Raw genomic sequence first — 26,474 nt, 5'->3', positions numbered from 1 at the left:
ACCTCACTCGGTGCGCGACGCGTCGTCGTCTGCCTGCGCTGCAGGAGACGCGGCGTCGGCCAACTCGCCCGCGGCGGGTTGCGCGGCGGCGTAGGGCAGCGACGATCGCGCGGGCCGTGTGCTCACCTCGGGGGCGACGGGCGTACGCGCAACGGCCTCGGCCTCCGCAACCGCCTGCGCGACCTTGGGGTCTGATGCGAGGGAGAACCAGTCCTCGGTCTCGGCGTCGTCGACCTCCGGGGCCGATTCGTCATGGTTGGGCTCGTACCGGAACACGCCGTCATCGCCCTGCTGAGCGAATGACCGAGCGAATCCCTGCAGCGCCGACCCGAAATCGGTGGGCAGCACCCAGACCTTGTTCGCCTCGCCCTTGGCCATCTCCGGAATCTGCTGCAGATATTGATAGGCGAGAACCTCGGGCGTCGGCTTGCTCGACTTCACCGCCGCGAAAGTCTTCTCGATGGCCTTCGCCTCGCCCTGCGCCTGCAGGTAGACCGCCGCGCGATCGCCCTGGGCACGCAGAATGCGCGACTGGCGATCAGCCTCGGCGCCGAGGATCGCCGCTTGCTTGGCGCCTTCCGCCGCGAGGATCTGGCTCTGCTTGTTGCCCTCTGCCGTCTTGATCGCCGACTCGCGCTGGCCCTCTGCCGCGAGGATTGTCGCGCGCTTCTCCCGGTCGGCCTTCATCTGCTTCTCCATCGACTCCTGGATCGACGGTGGCGGCATGATCGACTTCAGCTCGACACGGGCCACCCGCAGACCCCACCTGCCGGTCGCCTCGTCGAGAACCCCGCGCAACTGCCCGTTGATCGAGTCGCGCGAGGTCAGCGTCTCCTCCAACGTCATGCCGCCGACGACGTTGCGCAACGTGGTGATGGTCAGCTGCTCGACACCCGCGATGTAGTCATCGATTTCATACACCGCCGAGCGGGGATTGGTGACCTGGAAGTACACGACCGTGTCGATGGAGAGGGTCAGGTTGTCCTCGGTGATCACCGGCTGCGGAGGAAACGACACGACACGTTCACGGATGTCGACCCGTGCTCGGATCCGGTCGATGAACGGCAGCAGGAGCGTCAGCTGACCTGAGACGGTCCGCGTGTAGCGACCGAGCCGCTCGATCACCGCTGCTTCGGCCTGCGGGATGAGCGCCACCGATTTCGCGAGGACCACCACGACGAAGAGAACCAGGAGGATCACTACAGCCAGGCCAATGTATTCCATGGAACTCACCCTCTCCAGACGACGGCGGTCGCGCCGTCGATCTGCACGATTGTCACGTGCTCGCCCGGCTCGATGGTCTCGGCCGGATCCATCGAGCGCGCCGACCAGATCTCGCCGCCGATCTTGACCCGGCCGTCGCTGCCGTCGACCTGCTCGGTCACGACGCCGCGCTTGCCCTCGAGCGCCTCGGTATTGGTCAGCACCCGTGGGCGACTCAACATGTGGCGCTTGGCAATCGGCCGTACCAGAGCCACGAGGAGGATCGACACCACGGCGAAGACCACGCCGTCGACCCATATCGGCGGGTCGAACGCGGCGTCGACTCCCGCGGTCGCAAGAGCCCCGCCGCCGAGCATGAGAAGGACGAGATCGCCACTGAAGATCTCTCCGATCAGCAGCACGACCGCGGCGGCAAGCCAGATCAGTGCGCTCATATATTCATTGTGCCAGAACGAATCCGACAAACCGGACGTCGAGCAGAACTGCGTAGTCCGATCAGTCGTCGTCAGGCGCGAGTGTCACGAAGTCGATCAGCTCTTCCACCGACCGCAGCAACGGGACCTCGAGATCGCGAAAGTCGTTGACGCCGGCCAGGACTCGACGCCAACCATCCTGCGGAGTTCCCCACCGCAGGCGGGCGCAGATGCCGGTTTTCCAGTCTTCGCCGCGCGGGACATCGGGCCACGCGGCGATGCGTACCGACGACGGTTTCACCGCCTGCCAGACGTCGATGTAGGGATGTCCGCACACCAGCACGTTGTCACCGACTTCTGCCGTCAGCCGTTCTTCTTTGGAGCCAGCGACGAGGTGGTCGACGAGGACACCGACGCGTCGATGCGGTGCCGGCCCGAACTCCGACAGCGCGGTTTCGAGATTGTCGAGTCCGTCGAGGCTCTCCACGACGACGCCTTCGGCGCGGAGGTCGGCGCCCCATACACGCTCGATGAGCGTGGCGTCGTGAACACCCTCGACGAAGAGTCGACTCGCCCTGGCTTGCCGCGCACGTTGTTGCGGCAGCGCCCGCGATCCGGACGCGGTGCGTGACGGGGCCTGCGGCCCGCGGGTCCGTGGGCGCACGAGCGTCACCGGTTTGCCGTCGATGAGAAACGCACCCGGCAGCATCAGGAACACGCGCGACTGTCCGTGACGATCCTCGAGTCGCACGAGATCGCCGGAGTAGCTCTTCTCCAGTCCGATGACGGCACCGCAGAAGCCGGTTGCGGCATCCTCGACAACCAGGTCACGTTGGGCCGCCACCTCGGGTGGTCGCGGCTTGGCCCGCCGCGGCGTCGCCAGCACGTCTCGTCCATATCGATCGTCGCTCATCCCGGACACGCTAGGGGCAGACCGGACCCGCCACGTGTCGCCACGCCGGGCATGCCGCGGACGTGTCGGAGTCGATGCGCGCTACGCGCGTGGGGTCGGTGCGCGCAGCGCGCGTGAGCAGCCATCGGTATCGTGATTCCTCGTGACCAGTACCGACCACACCGTGACGCGAGCGTGGCCCGCATGCGCGCTCGGTGGCTGGGCCGCGGCGTGGCTGGCGGGCCGATGCTCACCCGACGATGTGGCCGACACGCTTGCGATCTTCGCCGACCGCCATGTGGTCGATGACCACACCGACCACCCACGCGTCGGCGACGACGGCGTTCTCGGACTCCTCGCTCTCCTCCGTGATGCCACGGCGATGTCGGTGCGCCTGCCGTCGGCGGGCGACCCGCACGGCCTGCCCCCGGGACCTGCCACGTCTGCGTCTTTCGCAGCGGGTGAAGTGTTGCTGGTCGACGATGAGATCGGAGAGCGCGCCGGTCCCCTTGCGCTCGTCCCCCACCTCGACGCCGACGTCTGCCGCTGGTCTGTCCACCGCTACGCCGGACCGCTGCCCGCAGATCCGTCCGCGCCCGTCGGAGAAGTGGAATATCAACTGCGGCAATCGGTCTCGGAGGCAGCAGCCCTGGCGACCAGAGTCGGATCGCGTGCAGGCAACCCGCCCGCCGATCTCCGTGGCTCCGTCCGCGCGCTGACGCTGCGCAATCAGGTCGACCTCCCGCCCCACGACGACGCCCGCGCCAGCAGAGTGATCGATACGGCCGCGCAGATCGAGGCCATCGTCACCGTCGCCGGTCGAGGTGACGTCACGTTCGGCGCAACGTCGAACGAATTGCTCTCCGGCGACGGCGAATTGCGTCGACTGGTCTCGCTTGCCCGCGCCGCACGCGGCGCAGCGGTGAACCGGGTGATCTCGGAATACGTGCCGACGATCCCCTGAACTCAGCGACTCGTGGCCGTCTCGCCCTGATCGCTAAGCGCGCTGCGGTCGGCGCGCGGGGACGCAACAGTTCGGGCGGCACGTCGCGCCATTGTCGGCGCACCCGAGAGCCCGCAGATCACCGCCGCCGTCGGCATACCGGTCGATGAGATCGGCGATCAGCGTGATGAAGCGTGGATCGGTGCCCACGCTGTCGGCACGCACGTATTCCATCCCGAGTTTCTCGGCGACTTCCGCGGCCTCGTTGTCGAGGTCCCACACCACCTCGAGGTGGTCGGAGATGAATCCAATGGGACTCACCACCACTCTGGATATGCCTGCCGCGGAGAGAGATTCGAGGTGGTCGCAGATGTCGGGCTCGAGCCACGGGATCTGCGGTGGGCCCGACCTCGACTGCCAGACCTGATCGACATCTGACGGTGCAGGGCCCCCGACCGCCTCGGCCACGGCGTTCGACGCCGCGCGCACCTGCCGTGAGTACAGCCGACCACCGCCGGCCGCGATACCCTCGCCGTTCGTGGTGTCGCCGGTGCGTTCGGCGGTCTCGTCGACCGGCCCCGACGCCGCGTCGGCAGTCATCGGTACGGAGTGCGCGGTGAAGACGAGATGAGCCGGCGTATCCGAAGCGGGCAGCGCAGACACAGCGCGTCGCACGGCATCTGCGCCGGCGTCGACGAAAGAAGGCTCGGCCCAGTACTGCGGAAGTTTGCGGAGCAACAACGGGTCGTCGGCGGAATCGGCGACGCGTTCGGCGAGAGCGTCGAGGGCACGGGCGATGTCCTCGTGGTACTGGCGGCATCCCGAGTAGCCACCCCAGGCGGAGGTCGGGAACACGAGCACACGCCGGTGACCGTCGGCGTACATCTGCTCGACGGTGTCCTCGACCATCGGCTCCCAGTTGCGGTTTCCGAAGTAGACCGGAAGGTCGCGCCCCCGTCGCGCGAGCTCGGCACGCAACGACTCGATCATGTCGAGATTGAGCCGGTTGATCGGCGACACCCCACCAAAGTGGTAGTAGTGCTCGGCGACGGCCTCCAGTCGCTCGCGCGGGATGCCTCGACCGCGCGTGACGTTCTCGAGAAACGGCATCACCTCGTCGGGCCCGTTGGGTCCGCCGAACGAGAGGAACAGCACGGCGTCGAATGCCGTGCTGTTCTGCGTGCTCGAGCTCTGCGATGTCACTCGCTGAGGAAGTTCTCCGGGAACCAGGTGTTGTGGCTGGCTCCGCCGTCGACGTACACGATCGAGCCGGTAGTGCCGGGCAGCCAGTCGCTGAGCAGGGTGCACACGCTCTTGCCGACCACGACCGGGTCGTTGACGTCCCAACCGATGGGCGACGCGCCGTCCCAGTAGGTGTTGAGCATGGTGAGCTTCTTGGCATCGTCGGTTGCCGTACCCGAAATAGCCTTGGCTGCAAGGGTTTTGATCGGACCCGCGGCGACGAGGTTCGAGCGGATCTTCTTCGCGTAACCCACTTCGCGTGCCACGTAGCGGTTGACCGACTCGAGTGCGGCCTTGGCCACGCCCATCCAGTTGTAGTCCGGCAGTGCCGTGCGCGGGTCGAAGTCCATGCCGACGATCGATCCGCCCTCGTTCATCACGGGCAGCGCCGCGCGAGCGAGCGAGGCGTAACTCCATGCCGAGATCTCGAACGACTTCGCGACGTCGGGACCAGGACCGTCGAGGAAGGGCACGGCGTCGGGGCCCATCAGCGTCTTCGGCGCGAACGCGATCGAGTGGACGAGGCCGTCGACACCCTCAGGCGCGAGTTCGCGCACCTTGTCGGCGAGCTCGCCGAGGCTCTGCTCGTCGGTGACGTCGAGCGGAATCGCGGGCGGCACCTCCTGCGGAAGTCGCTTGGCGATGCGGTCGATCAGCCGCAGTCGTTCGGGGATGCCGGTGATGATCACCTTCGCACCCTGCTCCTGCGCGACCTTTGCCGTGCTGAACGCGATCGACGCGTCGGTGATGATGCCGGTGATGAGGACGGTCTTTCCGTCCAGGATTCCGCTCACAGTGCTGGGCTCCTCTGCGGGTAGGCGTGTCTGTGGATGGTGTCTGTCGGTGTGCGGCTGGGGGTGTGCGGCTGATACGGCTAGTGGCCCATACCGAGGCCGCCGTCGACGTTGATGACGTTTCCGGTGACATAGGCCGAGTCGTCGGACGCGAGGAAGCTGACCACAGCGGCGACTTCTTCTGGCTGTCCCATGCGCTTGGCGGGGATCGCCTGGTCGACGGCTGTCTTGGTGTACTCCTCGGGCAGCGACCGGGTCATGTCGGTATCGATGAGGCCGGGCGCGACGACATTCGCGGTGATGTTGCGTCCGCCGAGCTCGCGTGTGACCGAGCGGGCGAGGCCAACCAATCCGGCCTTCGACGCCGCGTAGTTGGCCTGCCCCGGGGTACCCATCAGCGCAACGACCGAACCGAGGTAGATGAATCGACCCCACCGCTTGCGCAGCATGTCGCGCGTCGCGGCCTTGGTCACGCGGAATGCGCCCGTCAGGTTGGCATCGACGACGTCCTCGAAGCTGTCGACGCTCATCCGCATCAAGAGAGTGTCTGCGGTGATGCCCGCATTCGACACGACCACCTCGACCGGACCCTGGTGCTCGGCGACCTCTTTGAACGCGGCGTCGACGGACGCGGTGTCGGTGACGTCGCACGTGACGCCGAACAGCCCCTCGGGAGCGCCGGAGCCACGGTGGGTGACCGCAACCTTGTGGCCGTCCGCGGAGAGACGACGAGCAACCGCGAGACCGATGCCGCGGTTGCCGCCGGTCACGAGAACCGAACGCGAGACACGGCTGGGAGATTCATTGCTCTGCGACATGGGTAACAAACCTATCCGTTGCGGGTACGTGTGCCGTCGGCAGGGTCGATGCCGGGATGCTCGGCGCCGATCAGGGTAATCGCTGGTTGATGAGCATCGCCCCACCCGCGGCGAGGATGACGAAAATCGTGCCGGCGAGCAGCCAGGGCCACGAATCGTCACCCTTGCGGTACTCGTAGCCGATCTCCTCCTGCAGGGTGCTGTAGACCTTGTTCAGCTCATCGAGACTCGACGCCGTGAAGAACCGGCCACCGCTGAGGTTGGCGATCTTGCGCAGCGACTCGTCGTCGACGGGAACCGGAACCTGATCGCCCTCGAGATCGACGGTTCCTGTCGAGGTACCGAACGAGATCGTGGACACCGGGATCTTCTCCTCTTTCGCCTTGCGGGCGGCGGTGAAGGCTCCGCGCGGATCGTCCGGGTCGTCTGGCACGGTCTCTTTACCGTCGGAGAGCAGCACGATGCGCGCGGGTGGCGCGCCCTCGTCTCCGCCGAGCACCGCGTTGAGCGTCTGGATCTGCTGCAGAGCGGCGAAGATTCCCTCACCGGTCGCCGTCTTGTCGGCGAGCTGCAACTTGTCGACCGCCTGCTTGGTGGCATCGTGGTTGGGCGTCGGGGTCACCAGGGTCGACACCGTACCCGCGAAGGAGATCAGTCCGAGGTTGATGCCGTCGGTGAGGTTGTCGGCAAACTGTTTCGCCGCCGCCTGTGCCGCCTTGATTCTCGACGGTGCGACGTCGGTGGCGTTCATCGAGCGCGACACGTCCATCACCAGGATCACCGTCGCCTTGTTCCGCGGGATCTTGCGGTTGGCCTGCGGTCCGGCGACTGCGACGACGAGCAGCACCAACGCCAGGAGCAGCGCGACCATAGGTGCGTGGCGCAGCCAACGCTTCCACCGCGGCTCTGCGGGCACGATGCGGTCGAGCATCTCGGTGTTGGCGAACTGCAACGCCCGCTGACGCCGCATGCGGAGCATGTACCAGTAGCCTGCGCCGAGAGCGGCGACGAGGACGAGCGCGAGCAACCACCAGGGGTGCGAGAACACTGTCGTCCTCACCCCACCCCGGCGGCGAGTCCGCGGCGACGACGCCCCACGAACTTGACCATGTCGTTGATCCAGTCCCGATCGGTACGCAGCGACAACACGGGTCCGCCACAGCCACGGATGGTGCGATGCACCTTCTGCTGGTGAGCTCGGGCGGCGTCGGCGAAGTCGCGTCGCAGCGACTCGGTGATCGTGACCTGTCTGATCTCGCCGGACTCGGCGTCGGCGAGTGTGACGTCACCGATGGGTGGCAACTCGAGATCGCGGGGATCGAGGACCTCGATCGCCAGGAGTTCGTGATGCGCGCCGATGGCGCGCAACGAACGTTCCCAGTCGATCGGACCGAGGAAGTCGCTGATCACGACCGCAAGGCCACGGCGGCGCTGCGGTCGACGCAACGCTTCGAGCCCGGCCTTCAGATCGCCACGCACGCCGGGTGCTGCGCGACGGGTGGTCGCGATCGTCTTCAGCAGGCTCAGATCGTGGGCACGCCCGGCGTGGGCGGGTACGCGGACGATCTTGTCGCCGGTACAGACCACCGCCCCGTGGCGATTACCGCCACCCGAGGTGAGATGCACGATGGCCGACGACGCCGCCACCGCGAGTTCTCGTTTCGTGTGGGCGACGGTGCCGAAGTCGAGGCTCGCGGATGCGTCGACGACGAGCCAGGTCTCCAGCTCACGGTCGGCGATCATCTGACGGACGTGAGGTTGGGTCGTGCGCGCGGTGACCGACCACTCCATCCGCCGGATGTCGTCGCCGGGCTGGTAGGGCCGTGCTTCTCCGGGTTCGGAGCCCGGTCCCGGAATCAGTCCCTGGTGTTCGCCCTGCAGCACGCCGTCGAGCTTGCGGCGCACCGTCAGTTCGAGCGACTTCAGCGCTGCCGAGAGCTGAGGTTCGTCGAGCAGGCCTGATTCGAGCGATGGCAGTGTGCTGTTAGCCGCCATACCGCGCTGACGTCTGGTTGGCCGGTCCCGCCGGGTAGCGGCCCTGCGCCCCGTTCACCGGCTGTACCTGTTGCGGCTGCTGCGGGTTCTGACCGGGTGCACCGTTCACGCCCGGGGCCTGGGGCCCTGCGGGCTGACCCGGCATCGGCTGACCGGGCACTGCCTGGACCGGCGGCCCCTGCTGCTGCACCGGCTGGGTACCCACCTGCGGCAGTCCGATGGTCTGCAGGATGCGGTTGATGATCTGATCGGCGGTGACCTCGTCGGCGAGAGCGTCGTAGCTCAGCACCAGACGGTGACGCAGGACGTCGGGGATCAGCTCGACAATGTCGGCGGGGATCACGTAGTCACGGCCGCGGACCAGTGCCAGCGCGCGCGCAGCTGCGACGATGCCGAGCGTCGCGCGCGGCGAGGCTCCGTAGGACAACCAGGAGTCGACATCGTGGAGGCCGAGCTCAGCGGGACGTCGGGTCGCGTTGATGACACGGACGACGTAGTCGACGAGCGCGTGGTGGACGAACACGTTGGCCGCGGTCTCCTGCAGCCGGATCGTCGTCTCCGGATCGAGGATCTGCGACGCACTCGGTGGGACATTGCCCATCCGGTAGACGATCTCGCGCTCCTCCTCGACCGACGGGTAGTCGACGAGGATCTTGAACAGGAAGCGATCGCGCTGCGCCTCCGGCAGCGGATAGACGCCCTCGTTCTCGATGGGGTTCTGCGTCGCCATGACGAGGAACGGACTCGGCATCGGGTAGGTGGTGCCACCGATCGAGACGTGCCGCTCGGCCATGACCTCGAGGAGCGCCGACTGGACCTTTGCAGGCGCGCGGTTGATCTCGTCGGCGAGGAGGAAGTTCGCGACGACGGGGCCGAGCTCGGTGTCGAACTCTTCGCGACCCTGCCGATAGATGCGGGTTCCCAGGAGGTCGGTGGGCACGAGATCCGGCGTGAACTGAACTCGGGAGAAGCTGCCGCCGATGACCTTGGCGAACGTCTCGACCGCGAGCGTCTTGGCGACACCGGGGACACCCTCGAGAAGGATGTGCCCGCGAGCCAGCAGTCCGACGAGGATGCGCTCGACGAGCTGATCCTGGCCGACGATCACACGCTTGACCTCATAGATCGCGCGTTCCACGAGCTTCACGTCGTCGTCGCTGAGCGTCACCGCTCCCCCGGCTGAGTTCGACGCAGCCTGCGCCTGCTCAGTGTTCGGATGCGAAGAGGTCAACCCGTACTCCTAAGGTTCGTCCGGATCCCGGCCCGGCCGGGTTATGTCCGCGCAGAATCGGTTGCCGACATGATTGCAAGCCAGCGTAGCCGTGCGTCCTGAAAACGCGCCAAGAAGGTCGTTCGGATGGCGTGGCACACCGTTGTCAGCTCAGTACCGGGACGGTCAGAGCAGCCGCACCACGTTGGGCATCGCACCAGCCGTGCGCAGCGGAGACACCTTCACGACGTCGCCGGACTGCGGCGCCTCGACCATCTTGTTGTCGCCGAGGTAGAGCGCGACGTGCTCACTCGCATTGGGTCCGTAGAAGATCATGTCGCCACGCTGCATCTGCGCCAGCGGCACCTGGGGACCCGATGTGTACTGGTAGCCCGTGTAGTGCGGGAGCTGGATGCCGACGCCGCCGAACGCGTACATCATGAGACCCGAGCAATCGAAGCCGACCTTGTTGTAGTCGCCGTAACTGTCGGCGACACCGCCGTCGCGAATACCGAGGGTGGGGCCGTTGGCGTCGCCGCCACCCCACGCATAGGGCACGTTGAGCTGCGAGAGCGCACGGTTCACGACGATCTCCACGGCCTGCGGGCCACGCAGGCCCGGACGTACCGGCCCGCCGCCGCCACCCGACGAACTGCCGAACAAAGTGCCGAGGCTGCCGGAACCGAGCCTGCTGGCGATGCTGTCCGCACCGGACGATCCCAGCGAGGCTCCCCCGAGTCCGAGTTCATCCAAGAGCTCCGAGTGCGGGATCTGCGCCTGACCGACCATCGCCGCGAGCGCCTTCTGTCCCAGGTCTCCCGCGAGTCGAGCGGCGGCCTCCGCGGCTACCTGCAGTGCCTGGTTGTCACTCGTCCCGTCGACCTGAGTTGCGCCGGGCGCGCTCGGACGAGGTCCCGGCAGTCCCGGGATTCCGGGGAAAAGCCCCGACAACAGATCGGTCGGCGCGGGAGCGTCTACCTTCTTGGGCGTCGTGACCGTGCCGCGCAGCTTGTCGAGCTGCTGCTGGACCGTATCGCGTTGCGCCACGAGCGAGTTGCGACGCTGCTGCTCGTCGACCATCGCCGACCGCGCTTCGCGTACCGCGGCGAGCGCGTCGTTCTTGCGTTGCTCCGCGCCGGACGTGGCAAGCGCTGCCTGACGTTTGAGAGCCTGCAGCGCAGAGACCCTGTTGGCCTGTTGGTTGCGGGCCACCTGCAGACGACGGATCGTGTCCTGCTGGTTGCGGGCGACACGGTCGAGAGTCGACATCCGCTCGAGCACCCGATCGGGGTTATCCGAGGACACGTACTTGGTCATCGAGCTCGACGTGGTGCCGTTCCGATAGACGTCGCGGATCAGTGCGTCGAAGGACTTCTGCGCATCTTTGGCAGCACCGTTGGCCTTTGTGAGCGAGTTCTCGGCGCCGGACGCGGCCTGTGTGGCCAACTGCTGTGCGGCGATCGAGTTCTGGTAGTCGGCAAGCGACCTGTTGGCGTTCTCCTGGCGAACGGCCACCGCACCGTCGAGATCCTTGATGTTCTGGTTGGCCGTCGCGATCTGATTGATCAACGTCGACACCGCGCTCGTCGGCTTCTTCGGCGCGGTCGCGCCCGGGGCGGCCAGTGCCTGTCCCGCACCCATTCCGCTGAGCATCGCGACCGCAAGTACGGCCCCTAGACGTGCAAATCGCGGTGTGCCCCGCCTGGGGGTACCACGAGCCACACCGGTGGTCACTCGCCTCACGTGAAACTCCTCGCCCTCGCCGGCGATGTCATGCCTCAAGTCGCGCTGCCTCGAGTCGCACGCATCTCCATGTCCGAACACAGGGTGCACGTCTTCCCCAACCATCCAACGTGCATCACCTACCACATGTGGTGCATTGGATACCAACAGCAACACAAGTGACATGAGAACCGTACGTCACATCGGACACACGAGAAAACCGCTGCAACGAATTACATACAGGTGATTACCTGGGAAAATGCCGTGAACAGCCCAAAGGGCGAGATGACTCGCCAGGTATCGAATTGGCAACAGAGCGTCGAACGACGACGAGACCCGGTTGTGCCCTACGAGCGGGGGTCGGCGGTTGGCGACGTGAGATTTTCAGACGGGTGTCAATGAGTGGACGACGACGTCGCCGACGCCACGTCCTCGCCCGACGCAGATGCAGCCGATGGCGACGACTGTGTGACCGGTTGTGCGACCTCGCCGCGCCGTCGACGTGCACGTATGGTGCGCGCCCGCGCGAGTACGGCTCCGATGATCGTGACGACGATCAGCAGAATGGTGACGAGCGTCCAGTCGATCTGCGGTGACGTCAGTTCTTCGTACATCTGTGTGGCGGCGACGGACGGATTCTGCAGCGTCAGGTCGTCCATGGCCTGCTCCTGCACCACACGACTGAAGTCGGCCGAGGAGCTACCGACCGAGTTGGGGCCGATGACGAGGACGGTCCCGCCGACCTCGGACTGCAATTGGGTGGCGATGTCGCGGTAGTAGGTGAAGTTCGGCTGTGGCTCGGTCAGGACGACCACGTTGAGGTCGTGCCCGTCGGACTGTGCGCGGGCCACCAGGGCGCGAAGCGCGGGTTCCTGATCGGCGGGTGCGGCAACGTGGTCGGCGAGCAGTTCCTGCCGCAGGCCTGTCATGTCGACGTTCGCAGGGATGATCGCGGGGTAGCCCTGTGGACCTGGACTCATCAGCTGTACCCAACTTTCTGCTCTGCAGTAGAACCCCATACCCGGAAGGCATGCGCGCTGCCACGCCAATCCTGCCCAATGGCCGATCGCGGTCGGGGACCCACCCCCGCGTGTCACCTAAGAAGGTTTCGCAGCCATTAAATGTCGCCGACGCGCACACGACCGCGTGACCCTCGCCTCGTGGCATGCGCCAGAATGGAGGATGCTGGAGGTAGGCGGTAAGCGGGCGTGTCGCGTGTTGTAAACAGTACAGCCGTACTGTTAAGATGACATGGTGACCACGGCGGCCCCGTGGCCGCCCCGCGAGGGCAGGGAGGCATCGGTACCACCCACCGGCGCCACCGACAGCACTCGAACACCCGGCGCAGCCCGTCGGGTCACGGTCGGAGTCGACGAGCGGCGTTCGTCGACGAGCCGGCCACGCAGTCCACGTGCGCACACGTGAGACGTCGAACGACGCCGACGCAGCCCGTCGGCACGAGGAGAGTGGATTAAGTCGTGAGTATCAATTCCTTTGGCGCCCAAGGCACCCTCGAGGTGGGCGACAAGTCGTATGAGATCTACCGGCTGAGCGCTGTTGAGGGAACCCAGAAGCTTCCCTACGCACTCAAGGTCCTCGCCGAGAACCTGCTTCGCACCGAGGACGGCGCGAACGTCACCAAGGACCACATCAACGCCATCGCCAACTGGGATCCGTCGGCCGAGCCGAGCATCGAGATCCAGTTCACGCCCGCACGCGTCATCATGCAGGACTTCACCGGCGTCCCGTGTGTGGTCGACCTGACCACCATGCGCGACGCGGTCAAGGAACTCGGCGGCGACCCCGACAAGGTCAATCCGCTCGCTCCCGCCGAGATGGTCATCGACCACTCCGTCATCATCGAGGCGTTCGGCAACGCACAGGCCTTCGAGCGCAACGTCGAGATCGAGTACCAGCGCAACGAGGAGCGCTACAAGTTCCTTCGCTGGGGCCAGGGCGCATTCGACGACTTCCGCGTCGTGCCACCGGGCACCGGAATCGTCCACCAGGTCAACATCGAGCACCTCGCACGCTCGGTCATGGTCCGCCCGAACGCCGAGGGCACCGACGTCGCCTACCCCGACACCTGCATCGGCACCGACTCGCACACCACTATGCAGAACGGTCTCGGCGTGCTCGGCTGGGGCGTCGGCGGTATCGAGGCCGAGGCGGCAATGCTCGGACAGCCCGTCTCGATGTTGATCCCGCGCGTCGTCGGCTTCAAGCTGACGGGTGCGACCAAGCCCGGCGTCACCGCGACCGACGTCGTGCTGACCATCACCGACATGCTGCGCAAGCACGGCGTCGTCGGCAAGTTCGTCGAGTTCTACGGCAACGGTGTCGCCGAGGTCCCGCTGGCCAACCGCGCCACCATCGGCAACATGAGCCCCGAGTTCGGCTCGACCTGTGCGATCTTCCCGATCGACAGCGAGACCATCAACTACCTGAAGCTCACCGGCCGCAGCGCGGAGACGCTGGCCCTCGTCGAGGCATACGCCAAGGAACAGGGCATGTGGCTGGAGAAGGACGCCACCGAGCCGCAGTACTCCGAGTACATGGAGCTCGATCTCTCGACGGTCGTCCCGTCGATCGCCGGCCCGAAGCGTCCGCAGGACCGCATCGAGCTCTGGGACGCCAAGAACGCGTTCCGCAAGGACATCCACAACTACGTCGAAGAGGGCAACACCCCCGCCTACAACGGCGTCGACGAGTCGATCGCCGAGAGCTTCCCGGCGTCGGATGCGCCCGCACTCGACCCGAACGGCGCGAAGCTGTCGTTCGCCGACGACGACTACGAGCCCGCCCACAACGCGAGCAAGGGCGCAGAGGGACGGCCGTCGAAGCCGGTCAAGATCTCCTCGCCCGAACGCGGTGACATGATTCTCGACCACGGCATCGTCACCATCGCGTCGATCACGAGTTGCACCAACACCTCGAACCCGTCGGTCATGCTCGGCGCGGGTCTGCTCGCGAAGAAGGCTGTCGAGAAGGGCCTCACGCAGAAGCCGTGGGTGAAGACCTCGATGGCCCCCGGGTCACAGGTTGTCACCGGCTACTACGAGAAGGCCGGTCTGTGGCCGTACCTCGAGAAGCTGGGCTTCTACCTGGTCGGTTACGGCTGCACCACCTGCATCGGCAACTCGGGACCGCTGCCCGAGGAGATCTCGAAGGCGATCAACGACAACGATCTGACCGCCACCGCGGTGCTCTCGGGTAACCGCAACTTCGAGGGTCGTATCAACCCCGACGTGAAGATGAACTACCTCGCGTCGCCGCCGCTGGTCATCGCCTACGCACTCGCGGGCACGATGGACTTCGACTTCGAGAACGACCCGCTCGGCCAGGACCAGGACGGCAACGACGTCTTCCTGAAGGACATCTGGCCGTCGAACGAGGAGATCGCGCAGACCATCGCCAGCTCGATCAGCCCCGAGCAGTACGCGGCGGACTACGCCGACGTGTTCAAGGGTGACGAGCGGTGGCGGAGCCTGCCCACCCCCGAGGGCAAGACCTTCGACTGGGACGACGAATCGACCTACGTGCGCAAGCCTCCGTACTTCGAGGGCATGAAGCTCGAGGCGGACCCGGTCTCCGACATCAAGGGTGCCCGTGTACTCGCGAAGCTCGGCGACTCGGTCACGACCGACCACATCTCCCCCGCGTCGACGATCAAGCCCGGCACCCCTGCCGCGCAGTACCTCGACGCACACGGTGTGGCCCGCAAGGACTACAACTCGCTGGGCGCCCGTCGCGGCAACCACGAGGTGATGATCCGGTCGACCTTCGGCAACATCCGTCTGGCCAACCAGCTCGTCGACGTCACCGGTGGCTACACCCGCGACTTCACACAGGAGGGTGCTCCGCAGTCGTTCATCTACGACGCCGCGCAGAACTACGCGAAGGAGGGCACCCCGCTGGTCGTGCTCGGCGGCAAGGAGTACGGCACCGGTAGCTCGCGTGACTGGGCCGCCAAGGGCACCAGCCTGCTGGGCGTCAAGGCCGTCATCACCGAGAGCTTCGAGCGCATCCACCGCTCGAACCTCATCGGCATGGGCGTCATCCCGCTGCAGTTCCCCGAGGGCGAGTCGCACAAGTCGCTGGGCCTCGACGGCACGGAGACCTTCGACATCACCGGCATCGAGGAGCTGAACAACGGCACCACGCCGAAGACGGTGCACGTCACCGCCACCAAGGAAGACGGCTCGAAGGTCGAGTTCGACGCCAAGGTGCGCATCGACACACCCGGTGAAGCCGACTACTACCGCAACGGCGGCATCCTGCAGTACGTGCTCCGCAACATGATCAAGAGCTGACAGGGCGATAGCAGTGCCCAAGGTCAGTGATGACCGCCTTGCCGCGCGTCGTCGGGAAATTCTCGACGGCGCGCGGCATTGCTTCGCCGAGTACGGCTACGACGGAGCAACGGTCAAACGCATCGAGGAGTCGACAGGACTCTCTCGCGGTGCGATCTTTCATCATTTCCGCGACAAGGAGGCGCTCTTCCTCGCCCTCGCGCGAGAAGACGCCGAGCGTATGGCCGACGTCGCGGCAGAGCAGGGTCTCGTTCAGGTCATGCGCGACATGCTCGCGCGCCCACAGGATTTCGATTGGTTGGGCACGCGGCTGGAAATCGCGCGGAAGCTCCGCACCGATCCGACGTTCCGGTCGGCCTGGCTGGAACGCTCGGCTGAGCTCGAGAAGGCCACTCTCGATCGACTCGAACGCGGCCGTGAGACCGGCCGACTGCGAGACGACGTCCCCACCGACGTTCTGCTCGACTACCTCGACCTCGTCCTCGACGGGCTGATCACGCGATTGGCATCGGGACGACCTACCGACGACCTGTCGGCCGTCCTCGACCTCGTGGAGGCGTCGGTGCGCTCGCGCGCCACGGCGGAGTCATGAGGTAGGCATCTGCCATTGTGGCAATCTCGGCCCACCGAACTATCGCTCGGTCTACGATCTCGCATGAGATGCCGATCACACTCGGCATCGTTCGCACCCCGCGTCATCGAGGAGATCGTCGTGTTCCCAGGAACCATCGCCGCAAGCACCCCTGACAAAGCCGCCGTCGTCGACGCCGCGACCGGAACCACCCTGACGTACCGCGAACTCGATGACAACTCCGCGCGGTTGGCGAACCATCTCGACGAACTCGGCCTACGCCCGGGCGACACCATCGCGATGGTGTCGCGCAACAACCTTCACATGTTCGAGGTGTATTGGGCAGCGCTGCGCAGTGGGCTCTACGTCACCGCGATCAATCACCACCTGACCGCTGACGAAACCAGCTACATCCTCACCGATAGCGCGGCGAAGGTACTGTTCGCCGATGCCGCTGTGGCAGAAGCGGTCTCGACGAGCGGCACCATCGAAGCACTTGCCGAGCCAGGTCATCGCATCGCCTGGGGTGGGGTTATCAACGGCTTCGATGACTACGACGACGTGCTTGCAGCAGCACCGGACACACCGCGCACCGACGAACCCCGAGGGACCGACATGCTCTATTCGTCGGGAACCACGGGACGCCCCAGGGGGATTCGCACACCACTACCGGACGGGTTGGTCGCGGAGATCCCCGATGCGTACACCGCAGTCTTCGGCCCGCTGTACGGATTCGACGCCGAGAGCGTCTACCTATCCCCTGCGCCGCTGTATCACGCTGCGCCACTGCGCTTTTGCGGCGTCACCAATTCTGTCGGGGGCACGGTGGTGTTCATGGACCACTCCGAGCCGGAGGAAGCGCTGAGACTCGTCGAGGAGTATCGCGCGACGCACAGCCAATGGGTGCCGACGATGTTCATCCGGATGCTCAAGCTGCCCACGGATATTCGCGACAAGTACGACGTGTCGAGCCTGAAGGTGGCGATCCACGCCGCAGCTCCGTGCCCCGCCGAGGTCAAGCGCGCAATGATCGAATGGTGGGGTCCGGTGATCCACGAATACTACGCATCGACCGAAGCCGCGGGCGCGACGTTCATCGGCCCCGAGGACGCGTTGACACATCCCGGTTCCGTCGGGCGAGCAGGTATGGGCGTGATCAGAATCTGCGACGACGCCGGCGACGAGGTGCCCGTCGGCGATGTCGGCCTCGTGTACTTCGAGCGCGAGACGCCTGCGTTCGAGTATCACAACGACCCGGGAAAGACAGCGTCGGCTTATCACCCACAGCACCCGACCTGGGCCACGACAGGCGACATGGGCTACGTCGACGACGAGGGATTTCTGTATCTCACCGACCGCAAGGCGTTCATGATCATCTCCGGTGGCGTCAACATCTATCCGCAAGAGGCGGAGAACGTTCTCATCAACCACCCGGCCGTCTACGACGTCGCAGTGATCGGTGTACCCGACGAGGATCTCGGCGAGGTCGCCAAGGCGCTCGTGCAACTCGATCCGGCCTACGAGGCCTCACAGGCGCTTGCCGACGACCTGCTCGACTTCGCGGGCGAATCGCTTGCACGGTACAAGGTTCCACGCTCGGTCGATTTCGTTGCAGATCTACCTCGCACACCCACGGGCAAGCTGGTGAAGGGTGAACTCACCAAGCGGTATGCGGCGTCGAGGTGAGCAGTGCTCACCGTCGAATACGTGAATGACACCGGGTAACGCGTCGATAACGGTTCTTCACGTGTGCTAACAATCCCCCTCCCGATTCGGACTCATCAGACATCGGGGGTCACACAGTGATCCGAACCGGGTCGGGGAGAACACGAGTCCGCTCATGCGTACCGTCACGTATTTCCGTTCATTCTCGAGTACGGTCGCCGTCGTCGCGGCGTGCCTGTCTCTCGGGGTGGGTGGTGCCCACGCCGACGTCGGCACGTCCGCGCCGTCGGTAACCACCCCATCCACCACAGCACCGACGACAACAACGCCGCCGACGACACCGCCAACAACAACACCGCCGACGACCACCCCACCTTCGTCCTCAACACCCCCGAGTACACCCGCGAGCACCGAAACCTCCGCGCCCACAAGCCCTGTCGCTTACGGGTCCGTGACGATCAACGCTGTGCTCGACGGCGCCCACGACGGGGTCAACGGTGTGTCGGTGCGTCTGGTCGCGGTCAATCCGTACGTCACGACCCTGCCCGCGACCGTGCAGTCCCCGACCGGGACGGTGAGTGTTCTTGTGCTGCAGGTGCCTGCGGGACTGACGCTCGTCGGGCCGTCGTCGTTCGATATCGCGCTCGAGCGCGGTCGGGACACGATCTACACGATTCACCTCACCGCAACGGGAACGTCGGGTCCGGGAACCGTGGCTCCCGGCCGTGATCCGGGCGCACGCACTCCGCTGAGCTCGATTCCCTCAGGGCCAGTCGACCGGCCCTGAGCCACACGTTCTCAGGCCGTACGACACATGAATGATTTCCGCCCTCCGCGGGCCCCTCGCGATAACGAATCGATTGGCCTACCCGACTTCACGGGTGTCGGGGCCGTCCACCCCACCGAAAGGCTCACTCCCATGTCGAATCGATCACCCAAGCACCACACCAGGTTCCGCACTCCGCGGACACGCACCGCAGCCCTCGCAACGGGGATGCTTCTCAGCCTTGCGATGGCTCCCGCGGTCGGCTGGGCGGATACCCCGTCAACGTCGTCGACCACCGTGGCACCCGCCACGACCGCTGACCAGCCGACGACGCAGGCGCCCCCAACCACGACACCCGCCACCACCGATCCGTCACTCCCGAGTTCGTCGGCACCGAGCACCTCCGCGCCCGGGCCGTCGACGACCGTCGAAGCGCCGACATCGACAACCCCGAGTTCTCCGACCACTCCTCCGGAGTCCGGGACCGCACATCTCTATGTCACATCGTTCATCCCATATCCCGGCGGGATCACGCCGGTGCAGGGCGCTCGGGTACGTCTCACCAACAACGAAACCGGCGCGGTGACGATGGTGACCGCCCCCGCCGATCTGACCCTGAACGTGGGAACCTACAGCTACGAGACGATCAGCTGGCCCGACGGGTTGAGGCTGATTTCGGGAAGCGGCACAGTCGAACTCGGACTGCTCGGCAACCACATCCAGATTTCCTTCGCACGCATCGACGACGGCGGAGATCGCACCGGAACCCTGCAGGTGGTCAAGGCCGACAGAGTCACCGGCGCCAAGCTGCCGGGGGCGAGCTTCATCGTGTCCACATGCTCCGGAGACGTGCTGGGGTGGGAAACCACCGGCGAAGGCGGCGTGGTCAACCGTGAGGTGGCACCGGGCTGCTACCGCGTCAAGGAGACGGCGGCACCGAAAGGCTATGTGCCCGAGGGTCGCTCGTACACCGTCGACGTGTCCACCGACAAGGTGTCGACGGTGACGGTCTACAACACCCCCGTCGACCACGTGACCGACCGCAATCCGTCGGGCAGGACATCGCTGTCGTCGATTCCGTCGGGACCGGTGGATCGACCATGAAGACCACGCCGATACGCACACTGTTCTGCCTGCTGGCTCTGAGTCTGACGCTTCTCGTCGGCTGCTCGACACGCACGAGCGAATCGTCCGTGGCAACACCGTCTGCGCAGACCCAGCTACCCGCACCCGTTGCCGCACGCACCGACGAGCCGGCCGCACCGAAAAGTATTGAGGTCGGCGGTGATTCCGCTGTCACCGATGCGGTTGCGACGGATACGACCGGTGCGCTCCTGCCGCCACAGGACGTCCATCGTCTCGGCTGGTGGGTCGATTCGGCGTTACCCGGATCGGGCAAGGGCACAATCGTCGTGACCGGGCACGTCGACGAGGCCTCGCAGGGGCGTGGCTTCGCCGCCCGGTTCAGTTCTCTCGCACCGGGAACCGATGTCGCGGTCACCACAGCGAAGGGTGAGACCGTCCACTACCGGGTGCGTAACGTCCAGAAGGCCGATAAGGAGAAGGGCTTTCCCGCAGAGGAACTCAACCGCCTCGACGGTCCGGAAACCCTCGCCCTCGTCACGTGTGGCGGGGCGTTCGTCGGTCCCCCGCTCGGTTACGCCGACAACATCATCGCGTGGGCGACGCGAGCATGAACGGCCGATTCGTCCGTGTGACAACGACTCTCACGGTTGTCGGCGCAATGGCGCTCGCCGGAATCGTCGGAGCGTCGGCGGCCGCCTCGGCCGCACCCGGTTCGGGAACGTTCACCGTGACGACGCGAGACCAGGAACCGAGTCGGTCCATCGGAACCGGGGTCGAACGCAACGGCGGATTCGACGACGGCTCAGGCCAACTGCGAATCGCTGTTCGCGACCGCATCGACGGCCACCCGCTGCCGGGCGCGCGATTCGCGATCACGACGTGTGCCGGGCACCCACGCGGGTCGGGAGCGACCGATGCACGGGGCCTGCTGATTCGTACCCTCCCGACAGGCTGCTACCGCGCCCGTGAGGTGGCGGCCCCGAGCGGATACGTTGAGAACGGAGCGGCGGGGACGATTCACGTCGAGTCCGACGCCACCGATCACCACGAGATCCTGGCCACTCCCGTCGGTCACGTCAGCACGCGGGACGTCGGCAAGCGCGTGCAGTTGTCGGGCATCGTGGCTGGACCGACGGAGCGGCCCTGATGCTGCCGAGGCCTCGCCTACTTGATCACCCACTGATCCGTCGGTGTGCCAGCGGGCAGCGTGTAGCGGCCCGCCCCGGCCAGGTAGTCGTCGAGGAACACCGATCGGCCACCCGCGGTTGGTGGCCACCTGTGGGCATCGATGGGCAGAGACAACGTTCCACCGGTCACCGTGACCGTCGCACTGCTGCCCGACGGCAGATAGAGCTCGGAGTTGGTGTTCACGATGCGGATGCCGAGTCGGTGCCCGGGCGCCAACACCCAGTCGTTGGGGAGCAACCGGAATGTCGTCGTCGCGGCGCCGCGTTCGAGAACCGATGCGGCACGGGTGATCCGAGTTGCCTGCCCGGATGGGGGGAGATCGTAGAGGTCGACAACCAGATGCGCGCCCGCCTGAGCAGTCGTTGTGCGCACCGACACCTGCGGCGCACCCGAGATGCGGACGGCCCTGCTGACCGGCGCGCTGACCCGCCACAGTCCCCGGTTGCGATCGAGTCCCGACGGCGCCGAGATCGCTGAAGCCTGGGTTCCGTATGAGCCGACTGCTGTGACGCCGTCACGATAGCTTCCGGTCGGAAGTGCGACCGTCTGCGTGGACGTCTGCATCGGCCACGACGGCTGCGCACGCCACGACCCGGTGTTGTCCTCCACGACGATGGACGGATCGCTTGCGACGTCAGTGCCCTTGAGATACCTGTCGTACCAGCGCATCACCTCGGCGAACCATCCGGGTCGCCCCATCGCCAGTCGCCCGTCGGCGGCGGTCTCGTTGCCGCGCACGTGGTCCCACATGCCCAGCCACGCCCTCGTCGGAGCCTTGCGCCCGGCGATCGTCTCGTACAACCCGTCGGGCCACGTGTTGTTCTCGATCAGGCCCTGGGTGAGAAACAGCGGCACCGGCGAGTCGTGGGCGGCCTCGGCGAAGCCCCGCTCCCGCCAGTACGACGAGTTGTGATCCGAATCGGCCATCTGCGCTGATGCGTTGCGCGACAAGCACTCCGGATGCTGGAGCTCATACAGCGAGGACTTCATGTAGCGCGCGTCGTCGCCGAACGGCACCCCCGACGCCGAGGCAATCTGGTCGTACCAGATCCCCATGTAGAGCGAGTTCAGGTAGCGCACACCGTTTTGATACAGGTAGCGATAGCCGTCGTACATCGGCTCTTGCGCGACCACCGCACGCAGCCCCTTCGGGGCCAGTGCCGTTCCCATAATCCCGGTGTTGCCATCGTAGGACTTGCCGTACATGCCCACAGCGCCGGTCGACCACGGCTGACTCGCTGCCCACTCCACCGCTGCGCGCACGTCGGCCTGCTCACCCGGCCCGTCATAATCCAGGCATCCCGTACTCCCTCCGAATCCTCGGAGGTCGACCATCACGTAGGTATACCCCTTGCGCATGAGGTCACCCTGGGTGACCAGATCGGAGAATCTGTCGTTCGGCTGTGCGGGCGGAAGGGGCTTATAGGTGAATCCGTCAAGCGCACCGGCGACGCCACCGGAGCCCGAATGATTGAAATACGGACTGACACTGAGGATTACGGGCGTCTTCGCGCTTGCGGACAGGTGCGCGGGCCGCAAGATGTCGGCGTGAAGGACGGTGCCGTCCTTCTCGGGGATGTAGGCCTGCGACCAATGCGCCCCCGGCGCCCAGGCGACATTCTCGGACTGCATTGGGGCCGCCTGGGCGGCTCCGGTCGGCACCACGAACCCTGCGGACACAGTCAGCGCGGCGATCGCCGCGACGAGCCACGAACGGCGACGATGCGCCGCCGTCACCGGACCTCCCCGAACCGTGCAGCGAGGAAAAGGATGAGCGATCGCAAAGGTTGCCGCACGGACGCAGTACTCCTAGGTGAGGTGGATGCCGGGCGCTCACATGAATGATTCGTGACGCTCAGACAAACCTCGCACGGCTAATGAAGATTGGCAGTGCGTCCACGCCGCTTGGGCAGCGATTCACCTCACAGCAGAGATGGGAGCGCAATCACGACGAGCAAGAGGAAGTGATCTGCGCGTCACGCGAGCTCGATGAGCTCCTGGTACTCGTCGCTCCAGTGGTCTTCGGTGCCGTCGGGCAGCAGAATCACGCGTTGCGGATCGAGCGCCGCCGCGGCACCGGGGTCGTGAGTAACGAGGACCACGGCGCCGGTGTAGCTGCGCAGGGCGTCGAGCACCTGCTCGCGCGAGATCGGGTCGAGGTTGTTGGTCGGCTCGTCGAGCAGCAGCACGTTGGCCGCCGACGACACGAGTCCTGCCAGCGACAGTCGCGTCTTCTCGCCACCGGACAGCGTGCCTGCGGGTTGGTCGAGCTGAGGTCCGGTGAACATGAAGGCACCGAGCAGGCTACGAAGATCCTGTTCGCCTGCGTCGGGCGCGGCGTGCCGAATGTTCTCCCACACCGTCGCCATGTCGTCGAGGGTGTCGTGCTCCTGCGCGAAGTAGCCGATCTTGAGTCCGTAGCCGGGCTCCAGCGAACCCGTATCCGACGCCTCGACACCGGCGAGCACCTTGAGCAGGGTGGTCTTACCCGCACCGTTGAGTCCGAGCACGACCACACGACTGCCCTTGTCGATCGCGAGGTCGACGCCGGTGAAGATCTCGAGCGAGCCGTAGGACTTGCTCAGTCCCGACGCCATCAGCGGAGTCTTGCCACACGCCGCAGGCTCCGGGAAGCGAATCCGGGCGGTGCGGTCGGCCACCTGCTCCTCGTCGAGGGAATCGATCATCCGATCGGCACGCTTGAGCATCTGTTGTGCCGCAGTGGCTTTCGTGGCCTTGGCGCCGAGCTTTGCAGCCTGTGCGCGCAGCGCGGACGCCTTCTTCTCCGCATTGGCGCGCTCACGCTTACGACGCTGCTCGTCGGTTGCGCGTGCGTCGAGGTAGCGCTTCCAGCCCATGTTGTAGACGTCGGCCTCGCCGCGGACGGCGTCGAGGAACCACACCTTGTTGACCACGTCGGCCAGCAGGTCGACGTCGTGGCTGATCACCACGAGTCCACCCTCGTGGTTCTGCAGGAAGCTGCGCAGCCAGGTGATCGAGTCGGCGTCGAGGTGGTTGGTCGGCTCGTCGAGGAGCAGCGTCGTCGCAGATTTGCCCGAACCGTCGGAGGCTGCGAACAGGATGCGGGCGAGCTCGATGCGACGGCGCTGTCCGCCCGAGAGCGTGCGCAGCGGCTGGCCGAGTACGCGATCGGGCAATCCGAGGCTGTTACAGATGCGCGCGGCCTCGGACTCGGCGACGTAGCCGCCGAGGTCGGAGAAGCGCTCTTCCAGACGCCCGTAGCGTGCGACAGCCTTGTCGCGCACCTTGTCGTCGGCGGCCTCGGCCATCAACGCCTGCTGCTTCTCCATCTGATGCATGATGTCGTCGAGGCCACGCGCCGACAGCACTCGATCGCGGGCGACGACGTCGAGGTCGCCTTCTTTGGGGTCCTGCGGCAGATAGCCGAGATCGCCGGTCCTGGTCACCGTCCCGGCGTAGGGTTCGGTCTCGCCCGCGAGAATGCGCAGCGAGGTCGTCTTACCTGCACCATTGCGGCCGACGAGGCCGATCCGGTCGCCGGGTTGAATACGCAGAGCTGAGCCGGGCGCCGACAGCAGGGTCCGAGCGCCCGCTCGAACTTCCAGGTCGGTCGCGGTGATCACGACGGTCCAGTCTACTGTGCGCCGGCCCGTGGTTTTTCCTCCCCGGGCGGCCGCGACTTCCTCACGTCGCTCGATACGGTGGCAGGGTGACCGAACGCACAGCTGAACCCACCGGAATGTTGCCGACACCCGATCTCACCGGGCGATCCGCACTCGTCACCGGCGCGAGCCGCGGCATTGGATTGGCCATCGCCACCGAACTCGCCCGTCGAGGCGCCACGGTGGTCATCACCGGCCGTAAACCCGAACCGCTGCAGCAGGCAGCCGAGTCGATCCGGACTGCGGTTGACGGGGCGAAGGTCGACATCTGTCCCGGCAACACCGGCGACGCCGCTCATCGGGCCGACGCCGTTGCGACCGCGGTGCGGCTCGGGGGCGGAATCGACATACTGGTCAACAACACGGGAATCAACCCGACGTATGGGCCGCTCGTCGACGCCGATCTCGACGCGGTACGCAAGATCTTCGACACGAACGTGGTCGCCGCCCTCGGGTTCGTGCAGGAGGCCTATCGGGCGGGCATGGCCGAATCAGGAGGAGCTGTGCTCAACATCGCCTCGGTCGCCGGAATCCGCTCCACCGGGGTCATCGCCGCCTACGGCGCGTCGAAAGCCGCGTTGATCCGCCTGACCGCGGAGCTCGCGTGGGAACTCGGACCCAAGCAGATCCGCGTCAACGCGATCGCGCCTGCCATCGTCAAGACGAAGTTCGCCGACGCACTCATCGCGGGCGACAACGAAGAGCGCGCGATTGCCGGCTATCCGCTGCGGCGACTCGGTAACCCGGAAGACATCGCGCAGGCTGCCGCCTTCCTCGTCAGCGACAACGCGTCGTGGATCACCGGTCAGACCTTGCAGGTCGACGGCGGACTGTTGGCCACCGGATCGATGTGACCGTGTCCCGTTCGGCGGTGGTCGTGGGTGGCGGTCCGGCGGGCAGAGGCCTGGCCCATCGCCTGCGCCACCACGGGGTGGATACCACTCTCGTCGATCCCCACCCGGACAGGGCGTGGCACGCCACCTATGCGGCATGGACCGACGAACTGCCGAACTGGTTGAGCGACAACGCCATAGCAGCGCAGACCGACGCCGTGCAGGTGTCTGCGCGGACCCGTCACCACATCGCGCGCGGATACACAGTTCTCGACAATGTCGCTCTCGCAACCGAATTGGACCTCGGCGGGATATCTCTCGTGACATCGGCAGCGACGTCGGTGTCCGCTGATCGGGTGGTGTGCGCTGACGGCTCGGTCGTGCAGGCCGATCAGATCATCGACTGTCGCGGTGCGCTGCCGCATGACGCCCCGTACCAAACCGCGTTCGGAATCGTCGTCGACGCGAAGGACGCGGCGGCGGTACTCGACGGCGCCGACACGCTACTGATGGAGTGGGCGAGTCCCCGCCGACTCGGTGCCGCAGGCTCACCACTTCCGTCGTTTCTCTACGCCGTGCCGCTCGCTGATGGGACTGTGCTGCTCGAAGAGACCTGTCTCGCAGGGCATCCCGCGCTGTCGATCCCAGAGCTCGAACATCGTCTCCGGGTGCGGTTGGGCGACCATGAGCCGACCGCGCTCCGCACCGAGGTGGTGAACTTCCCGCTCGTCGGCGCGTCGACGACGCCGTGGAGAGACTCGGTTTTCCGGTTCGGCGCGGCGGGCGGGATGAAGAATCCGACGACGGGCTACAGCGTCGCCACCTCGCTGGCCTGTGCCGACGACGTCGCGACCGCGATTGCGGACGGCGCCGACCCCGCAGCGGCCCTGTGGCCGACGTCGGCACGTTCGGTGCACGAACTCCGAATCCGCGGTCTGTCGGCGCTGCTGGATCTCTCGGCCGAGCAGACCCTCGACTTCTTCGACGCCTTCTTCACCATGCCGATCGACGCCCAACGCAGTTACCTCAGCGAGCGTGACAACCTCCCGGGCACACTCGAGGCGATGGGCCGCGTGGTGAAGGGCGTCGGTATGCGAACCGGGATGGCCATCGCGCGCGGTGCGGCGACCGGCCACAGCTGGTCCGACGTCTGAG

General features: G+C 66.1%; 23 protein-coding genes. 10 read left to right on the top strand and 13 right to left on the bottom strand.

Annotated elements, in window-relative coordinates:
• Nucleotides 1–3 precede the first annotated feature (3 nt).
• The 3 genes from GOSPT_RS03060 to GOSPT_RS03050 all read right to left on the bottom strand — a co-directional run bounded on the left by GOSPT_RS03060 (nt 4) and on the right by GOSPT_RS03050 (nt 2,550).
• The gene (locus tag GOSPT_RS03060; RefSeq protein WP_005202847.1) at nt 4–1,224 is read right to left on the bottom strand and encodes an SPFH domain-containing protein; all 1,221 of its coding nucleotides are present in this window, start codon (nt 1,222–1,224) and stop codon (nt 4–6) included.
• Between the two features lie 5 nt (nt 1,225–1,229).
• Nucleotides 1,230–1,658, bottom strand: coding sequence for an NfeD family protein (locus tag GOSPT_RS03055; RefSeq protein ID WP_005202845.1), 429 nt, complete (start codon nt 1,656–1,658; stop codon nt 1,230–1,232).
• 61 nt (nt 1,659–1,719) lie between these two features.
• The gene (locus GOSPT_RS03050) at nt 1,720–2,550 is read right to left on the bottom strand and encodes a DUF3097 domain-containing protein (protein WP_039854499.1); all 831 of its coding nucleotides are present in this window, start codon (nt 2,548–2,550) and stop codon (nt 1,720–1,722) included.
• 142 nt (nt 2,551–2,692) lie between these two features.
• On the opposite strand from GOSPT_RS03050, the gene GOSPT_RS03045 reads away from it, so the two are divergent.
• Nucleotides 2,693–3,493: an Rv1486c family protein gene (locus tag GOSPT_RS03045; RefSeq protein WP_039854497.1), complete on the top strand. Its 801-nt coding sequence runs from the start codon at nt 2,693–2,695 to the stop codon at nt 3,491–3,493.
• Nucleotides 3,494–3,526: 33 nt separating this feature from the next.
• Here the strand turns inward: GOSPT_RS03045 and GOSPT_RS03040 are convergent, their stop codons facing one another.
• The 8 genes from GOSPT_RS03040 to GOSPT_RS03005 all read right to left on the bottom strand — a co-directional run bounded on the left by GOSPT_RS03040 (nt 3,527) and on the right by GOSPT_RS03005 (nt 12,233).
• Nucleotides 3,527–4,675: a ferrochelatase gene (locus GOSPT_RS03040; protein ID WP_005202838.1), complete on the bottom strand. Its 1,149-nt coding sequence runs from the start codon at nt 4,673–4,675 to the stop codon at nt 3,527–3,529.
• The gene (gene inhA, locus GOSPT_RS03035; protein WP_005202835.1) at nt 4,672–5,508 is read right to left on the bottom strand and encodes an NADH-dependent enoyl-ACP reductase InhA; all 837 of its coding nucleotides are present in this window, start codon (nt 5,506–5,508) and stop codon (nt 4,672–4,674) included. The genes GOSPT_RS03040 and inhA overlap by 4 nt, the downstream gene beginning before the upstream one ends.
• Nucleotides 5,509–5,588: 80 nt before the next feature.
• Nucleotides 5,589–6,326 carry a 3-oxoacyl-ACP reductase FabG1 gene (fabG1, locus tag GOSPT_RS03030; RefSeq protein WP_005202834.1) on the bottom strand — a complete coding sequence of 246 codons (738 nt, stop codon included), beginning with the start codon at nt 6,324–6,326 and terminating at the stop codon, nt 5,589–5,591.
• A gap of 70 nt (nt 6,327–6,396) precedes the next feature.
• Nucleotides 6,397–7,374 (bottom strand): VWA domain-containing protein, encoded by a 978-nt coding sequence (locus tag GOSPT_RS03025; protein WP_005202832.1) that lies wholly within the window; start codon nt 7,372–7,374, stop codon nt 6,397–6,399.
• A gap of 8 nt (nt 7,375–7,382) precedes the next feature.
• Nucleotides 7,383–8,321 (bottom strand): DUF58 domain-containing protein, encoded by a 939-nt coding sequence (locus tag GOSPT_RS03020; protein ID WP_005202831.1) that lies wholly within the window; start codon nt 8,319–8,321, stop codon nt 7,383–7,385.
• Nucleotides 8,311–9,552: an AAA family ATPase gene (locus GOSPT_RS03015; protein WP_005202829.1), complete on the bottom strand. Its 1,242-nt coding sequence runs from the start codon at nt 9,550–9,552 to the stop codon at nt 8,311–8,313. Before GOSPT_RS03015 ends, GOSPT_RS03020 begins: the two co-directional genes overlap by 11 nt.
• A gap of 165 nt (nt 9,553–9,717) precedes the next feature.
• Nucleotides 9,718–11,274 (bottom strand): NlpC/P60 family protein, encoded by a 1,557-nt coding sequence (locus tag GOSPT_RS03010; protein WP_039854581.1) that lies wholly within the window; start codon nt 11,272–11,274, stop codon nt 9,718–9,720.
• Nucleotides 11,275–11,648: 374 nt separating this feature from the next.
• The gene (locus GOSPT_RS03005) at nt 11,649–12,233 is read right to left on the bottom strand and encodes an Rv1476 family membrane protein (RefSeq protein ID WP_005202823.1); all 585 of its coding nucleotides are present in this window, start codon (nt 12,231–12,233) and stop codon (nt 11,649–11,651) included.
• A gap of 498 nt (nt 12,234–12,731) precedes the next feature.
• Here GOSPT_RS03005 and GOSPT_RS03000 point away from each other — a divergent pair, with 498 nt between their 5' ends.
• The 7 genes from GOSPT_RS03000 to GOSPT_RS02960 all read left to right on the top strand — a co-directional run bounded on the left by GOSPT_RS03000 (nt 12,732) and on the right by GOSPT_RS02960 (nt 20,801).
• Nucleotides 12,732–15,566, top strand: coding sequence for an aconitate hydratase (locus tag GOSPT_RS03000; protein WP_005202821.1), 2,835 nt, complete (start codon nt 12,732–12,734; stop codon nt 15,564–15,566).
• Between the two features lie 13 nt (nt 15,567–15,579).
• Nucleotides 15,580–16,158, top strand: coding sequence for a TetR/AcrR family transcriptional regulator (locus tag GOSPT_RS02995; protein ID WP_005202820.1), 579 nt, complete (start codon nt 15,580–15,582; stop codon nt 16,156–16,158).
• 120 nt (nt 16,159–16,278) lie between these two features.
• On the top strand, nt 16,279–17,823 hold the full coding sequence (locus GOSPT_RS02990; RefSeq protein WP_005202818.1) for an acyl-CoA synthetase: 1,545 nt from the start codon (nt 16,279–16,281) through the stop codon (nt 17,821–17,823).
• 430 nt (nt 17,824–18,253) lie between these two features.
• Entirely contained in the window at nt 18,254–18,589 is a 336-nt protein-coding gene (locus GOSPT_RS02980) for a hypothetical protein (protein ID WP_039854492.1), read from the top strand.
• 132 nt (nt 18,590–18,721) lie between these two features.
• Nucleotides 18,722–19,672, top strand: coding sequence for an MSCRAMM family protein (locus tag GOSPT_RS24215; RefSeq protein ID WP_245548681.1), 951 nt, complete (start codon nt 18,722–18,724; stop codon nt 19,670–19,672).
• Nucleotides 19,669–20,265: a class F sortase gene (locus GOSPT_RS02965; RefSeq protein WP_005202809.1), complete on the top strand. Its 597-nt coding sequence runs from the start codon at nt 19,669–19,671 to the stop codon at nt 20,263–20,265. Before GOSPT_RS24215 ends, GOSPT_RS02965 begins: the two co-directional genes overlap by 4 nt.
• Nucleotides 20,247–20,801: an MSCRAMM family protein gene (locus tag GOSPT_RS02960; RefSeq protein WP_245548680.1), complete on the top strand. Its 555-nt coding sequence runs from the start codon at nt 20,247–20,249 to the stop codon at nt 20,799–20,801. Before GOSPT_RS02965 ends, GOSPT_RS02960 begins: the two co-directional genes overlap by 19 nt.
• 17 nt (nt 20,802–20,818) lie before the next feature.
• Here GOSPT_RS02960 and GOSPT_RS02955 read toward each other — a convergent pair whose 3' ends face one another.
• Both GOSPT_RS02955 and GOSPT_RS02950 read right to left on the bottom strand, forming a co-directional pair.
• Nucleotides 20,819–22,579 carry a CocE/NonD family hydrolase gene (locus tag GOSPT_RS02955; RefSeq protein WP_005202806.1) on the bottom strand — a complete coding sequence of 587 codons (1,761 nt, stop codon included), beginning with the start codon at nt 22,577–22,579 and terminating at the stop codon, nt 20,819–20,821.
• 239 nt (nt 22,580–22,818) lie between these two features.
• On the bottom strand, nt 22,819–24,447 hold the full coding sequence (locus tag GOSPT_RS02950; RefSeq protein ID WP_005202799.1) for an ABC-F family ATP-binding cassette domain-containing protein: 1,629 nt from the start codon (nt 24,445–24,447) through the stop codon (nt 22,819–22,821).
• 116 nt (nt 24,448–24,563) lie between these two features.
• On the opposite strand from GOSPT_RS02950, the gene GOSPT_RS02945 reads away from it, so the two are divergent.
• On the top strand, nt 24,564–25,340 hold the full coding sequence (locus tag GOSPT_RS02945) for an SDR family oxidoreductase (RefSeq protein WP_039854571.1): 777 nt from the start codon (nt 24,564–24,566) through the stop codon (nt 25,338–25,340).
• Nucleotides 25,337–26,473, top strand: a complete 1,137-nt coding sequence (locus tag GOSPT_RS02940; protein ID WP_141630785.1) for a lycopene cyclase family protein — start codon at nt 25,337–25,339, stop codon at nt 26,471–26,473. Before GOSPT_RS02945 ends, GOSPT_RS02940 begins: the two co-directional genes overlap by 4 nt.
• Nucleotide 26,474 lies beyond the last annotated feature (1 nt).

This window comes from Gordonia sputi NBRC 100414 (assembly GCF_000248055.1).
GTDB lineage: Bacteria > Actinomycetota > Actinomycetes > Mycobacteriales > Mycobacteriaceae > Gordonia > Gordonia sputi.
Note: the sequence above shows the minus strand (reverse complement) of the source record. Positions and strands in the feature narration are given on the sequence as shown.

Coding starts and splice junctions, on each gene's coding strand:
- GOSPT_RS02965 (WP_005202809.1), top strand. CDS start 19,669: ATGAAGACCACGCCGATACGCACACTGTTCTGCCTGCTGGCTCTGAGT.
- GOSPT_RS03005 (WP_005202823.1), bottom strand. CDS start 12,233: ATGAGTCCAGGTCCACAGGGCTACCCCGCGATCATCCCTGCGAACGTC.
- fabG1 (WP_005202834.1), bottom strand. CDS start 6,326: ATGTCGCAGAGCAATGAATCTCCCAGCCGTGTCTCGCGTTCGGTTCTC.
- GOSPT_RS24215 (WP_245548681.1), top strand. CDS start 18,722: ATGTCGAATCGATCACCCAAGCACCACACCAGGTTCCGCACTCCGCGG.
- GOSPT_RS03055 (WP_005202845.1), bottom strand. CDS start 1,658: ATGAGCGCACTGATCTGGCTTGCCGCCGCGGTCGTGCTGCTGATCGGA.
- GOSPT_RS03020 (WP_005202831.1), bottom strand. CDS start 8,321: ATGGCGGCTAACAGCACACTGCCATCGCTCGAATCAGGCCTGCTCGAC.
- GOSPT_RS02945 (WP_039854571.1), top strand. CDS start 24,564: ATGTTGCCGACACCCGATCTCACCGGGCGATCCGCACTCGTCACCGGC.
- GOSPT_RS03060 (WP_005202847.1), bottom strand. CDS start 1,224: ATGGAATACATTGGCCTGGCTGTAGTGATCCTCCTGGTTCTCTTCGTC.
- GOSPT_RS03050 (WP_039854499.1), bottom strand. CDS start 2,550: ATGAGCGACGATCGATATGGACGAGACGTGCTGGCGACGCCGCGGCGG.